The sequence below is a fragment of the Streptomyces polyasparticus genome, assembly GCF_014493765.1.
In the GTDB taxonomy this organism is placed as follows: domain Bacteria; phylum Actinomycetota; class Actinomycetes; order Streptomycetales; family Streptomycetaceae; genus Streptomyces; species Streptomyces polyasparticus.
In genome coordinates this window covers 1-3,154 of record NZ_JACTVJ010000075.1, presented here as the reverse complement: position 1 = coordinate 3,154, position 3,154 = coordinate 1, and the positions used below count along the sequence as shown (strand labels likewise).

The following is a 3,154-nucleotide window of genomic DNA, read 5'->3' as shown; positions in this document are numbered from 1 at the left end:
TGGCTCTGTCGGCGGTAAGTGACAGCGCATGTCGGTGAGTTCTGGCAGCGTTTCCTGCTTGGTGGGCCATGGAATGTCGGTGAGTTTTGGCAGCGGTTCGAGGGTTGTAACCGGTGGACTCGATGGTGTCGCGTGGTCGATGATCGGCTGGTGGAGAGAATCATCGATCTTGATCAGGCGGCCGCTCAGATTGTTGCTCGCCGGCAGCGATGGACGGCTGGCGGTCTGGTGGCCGGTCCGGTCACTTGGCGGGATGAGGCTGCGGCATGGCCGCAGCCTCTCGAAGAGGATCGTTCACGAGTAGAAGATCCCGACTCTGTCGGGATCCGTATTGCGGGTCCTGCGGATGCCGAGCTGTCTGTGGTGCTGTTCCGAGGTGGCTGGGCCGATGTCGAGTTCCTCGCGGATCTTGCCGACGAGGTCGTGAGCGAGGCCCCGCAGGTCACCTCGCCGAACGTGTTCGGCGAACTCCTCGACGACTACGTGTTCCGGGCATTCGGTCGGTCGGGGCCTGTCTCGGCGGCGTGACGGTCTTCATCGAGGAAGAGCCCTCTCTGGTCGTCAGCCAGCGTCCTTGCGTTCGTTGCGGGCCCTGGTCTGGGCGAGACGGAAGGAATCGGTGCCGGTCTCGATGATGTTCCCTCCGAAGGTGAGGCGGTCCACGATGGCGGTGCAGAGGCGGGGGTCGGTGAAGGTCTTTGTCCAGCCTCCGAAGCTTTCGTTGGAGGCGATCGCGACGCTGTTCTTCTCCTCGCGTTCGGTCAGAACCTGGAACATCAACTCGGCTCCCTGCTTGTCGAGTTCCATGTAGCCGAGTTCGTCGATGCATAGAAGATCGACGCGGCCGTAGCGGGCGATCGTCTTGGTCAGCTGTTTCTCGTCGGCGGCCTCGACGAGCTCGTTGACGAGCTTGGTGGCCAGGACGTACTTCACCCGGAATCCGGCCATGGCGGCTTCGGTGCCCAGTGCGATCAGCAGGTGAGACTTCCCAGTGCCGGAGTCGCCGATCAGGCAGAGCGGCAGGCCCTTCCTCACCCACTCGCACTTCGCGAGGGTGTGGATCACAGCGGCGTCGATGTTGGGGTTGGCGTCGAAGTCGAACTCTCGGATGGACTTCTGCCGAGGGAAGGCGGCGGCCTTGATCCGGCGCTCGGACCGGCGGCGGGCCCGGTCGTCACACTCGGCCAGCAGCAGCTCGGCGAGGAACCCGCGATAGGTCATCTGGGTCTTGGCCGCGTCCGTGGCGATCTCTTCGAACTGGGAGCGGATCGTGGGCAGGCGTAGAGCCTTGCAAGCGCCCTCGATGGCGGTGTCGGCGGCCTGTTCGGTCAGTCCGCGGCGTTTGGCGGTCATGGCATTTCTCCCTCGTGGCTGGTCCGGCTATGAGGCCGGGGGTGACGCAGAAGTTGGTCATAGGCGGCCACCGAGGGCAGCGGCCGGGTGTCGGGTGGCAGTCGCGCGATCCGTCGTGCGGTCAGCGAGGTCACGCCCGGTGCTCTCGCCGGCAGGAGGCCGGATCGGGGGTCCGACAGGGTGAGAGCGGTGACACCGTCGTCGGCGTCGGCCGATTTGCGTGCCTCCAGGGCGACTGCGTCCGAGGTCATCGCTCCGGCCCGCAGTGCGGAAGCCAGACCGGCCACCAGATACTCGTGGGCGATGTGCCGGCCCAGCAGCAGCACCTCGATCAGTGACCGGGTTCCTTCCTTGTCGCCGTGCAGCCTGCGAGCCTCGGCCCACCAGGCGTCATGGACCGGGGTGAACTTGCCTGCCGCTTGGGCCTGTTCGAGCGCAGTCGAGCCGGGCAGTGCACCAGGCTTGCGGATCAGGACCTCGAGGTAGTGATCCAGGACCATCCTCGACTGGGCCTTGCCCATCAACCGCTCGTGCCGGGCGACCTCGACGCCCTGGTCGTAGACCACCAGCTCGGACGCGTGCAGCATGACCCGCACCCGTTTCCCGATCAGCCGGACCGGTACCGAGTAGTGATTTGTGCGGACTCCGATCTGGCTGTAGCGGTTGACCCGCAGCGAAAACAGACGACCGGTCTCGAACGCCTCCATCGGCAGCGGCTTCAATAACGGAGCCTCGGCGGCGAAGTGTTCGCCGATCGTCCGCGGCCGGGAGCGGATCCGCCTCGCGTCGTCTTCCTGGTCCCACCGGTCGACCATCTCGTTGAGCTCGGCCAGCGAGGCGACCTCTGGGACCGGGACCAAGTGGTTGCGGCGGAAGTAGCCGATCTGGCCCTCAACCCCGCCCTTTTCGTGGGCGCCCTCGATCCCGGGGCGGCAGTAGAACGCCTCCAGATCAAAGTGCGAGCGGAACGCGGTCCACCGCTCGGTCTCAACCCTGGCCCGGTTGAACCCCAGCACCTGGGCGACCGCCGAGTTGAGGTTGTCGTAGCGGACCTTGCCGGTCGGAACCCCACCGAGGACCCTGAAGGCGTGGACGTGTCCCTCGAAGAACGCCTCCTGGCCGCCGGTGGCGAAGATCCGGTGGACTGCCTTGCCCGAGTAGGACAGGCGGAAGGAAAACAACACGCACTTGACCGTCTCGCCGGCCAGTCGCACCGTCACGTCCCCGAAGTCGACCTCCGCCTCGGCGCCCGGCCGGTGCGACTGCGGCACGAACGCCTTCGCAACCCCGAATCCAGCCGCAAGCCGGATCTCGTCCCGGCGCACCCGCACGTAGTCCCGCACCATCCCGTACGAAATCTCCGCCGCAGTGTGCTCGTCCACCAGCCGGTCGAAGACCCGCTTCGCGGTGTGCCGCTGCTTGGGCGGAGCCCGCAGATCGGCCCTCAGCATCGCGTCGATCAGCCCCTTGTAGGGGTCCAGCCGAGTCGGCCTGGGCGGGAGCTTCTTGCGCGGCTCGGGCCAGGCGGACGACATCGCCTTCTCGACCGTACGGAACCCGACACCGTACTTATGCTGCAGAGCCCGCTTCGACAGGCCCGCACGGGAATCACGGCGGATCGCCGCGTACAGATCGACTTTGGACATCGGCGGCATCGGCGCCCCCTCAACACGAGGAGCACTCCGATAGTCCCACCGCAACCCTGTGGCCGCTGCCAAAACTCATCGACATCACGTCACGCCGTCACCGGCCGCTGCCAGAACTGACCGTCAAACGCTGTCGCTACTCGTAGACAGAGTCA

At 66.0% G+C, this 3,154-nt stretch carries 3 protein-coding genes; 1 reads left to right on the top strand and 2 read right to left on the bottom strand.

What is annotated here, in order from left to right; all coding sequences use genetic code 11:
* Nucleotides 1–150 precede the first annotated feature (150 nt).
* Nucleotides 151–528, top strand: a complete 378-nt coding sequence (locus tag H9Y04_RS45480; RefSeq protein WP_187820123.1) for a hypothetical protein — start codon at nucleotides 151–153, stop codon at nucleotides 526–528.
* Nucleotides 529–561: 33 nt separating this feature from the next.
* Here H9Y04_RS45480 and istB read toward each other — a convergent pair whose 3' ends face one another.
* Together istB and istA are read right to left on the bottom strand one after the other, a co-directional pair.
* Nucleotides 562–1,353, bottom strand: coding sequence for an IS21-like element helper ATPase IstB (gene istB, locus H9Y04_RS45475; protein WP_187820122.1), 792 nt, complete (start codon nucleotides 1,351–1,353; stop codon nucleotides 562–564).
* The gene (gene istA / locus H9Y04_RS45470) at nucleotides 1,350–2,999 is read right to left on the bottom strand and encodes an IS21 family transposase (RefSeq protein WP_187820121.1); all 1,650 of its coding nucleotides are present in this window, start codon (nucleotides 2,997–2,999) and stop codon (nucleotides 1,350–1,352) included. The genes istB and istA overlap by 4 nt, the downstream gene beginning before the upstream one ends.
* Nucleotides 3,000–3,154 lie beyond the last annotated feature (155 nt).